The 418-nt window shown below is 47.4% G+C and carries 1 protein-coding gene; it reads right to left on the reverse strand.

The annotated features are described in order from the left end of the window. Positions 1–344 (reverse strand): 50S ribosomal protein L19 (rplS, locus tag LKX83_RS31915; protein ID WP_206246728.1); only part of this gene is annotated, 344 nt, incomplete at its 3' end. Positions 345–418 lie beyond the last annotated feature (74 nt).

A 418-nucleotide genomic window follows, 5' to 3' on the forward strand; every position in this document is an offset into this window, starting at 1 on the left:
CGGCGAATTTCTTTAATACGTGCTGCTTTACCCACACGATCGCGCAGATAGTAGAGCTTCGCACGACGAACTTTACCGTAGCGAACTACTTCAATTTTGTCGATTTTCGGAGAGTGGAGCGGTAGTGTACGCTCAACGCCAACACCATAAGAGATTTTACGAACAGTAAAAGTCTCGCTGATACCGCCTCCGCGACGCTTGATTACAACCCCTTCGAACACCTGAATACGTTCGCGCTGGCCCTCAACTACTTTCAAGTGTACACGTACTGTGTCACCAGGGCGGAAGCTTGGGATGTCTTGCTTAATGTTCGCTTGTGTAATTTCACGAATAACATTTTTCATAAGGTTATCCTCCTTCCAGCAGATGTTCATTCCGTATGCAAAGTAAACAAGGCCAATCGCGCTGCAACCTCGCT

This window comes from Cohnella baijiui (genome assembly GCF_020731285.1).
Lineage (GTDB): Bacteria > Bacillota > Bacilli > Paenibacillales > Paenibacillaceae > Cohnella.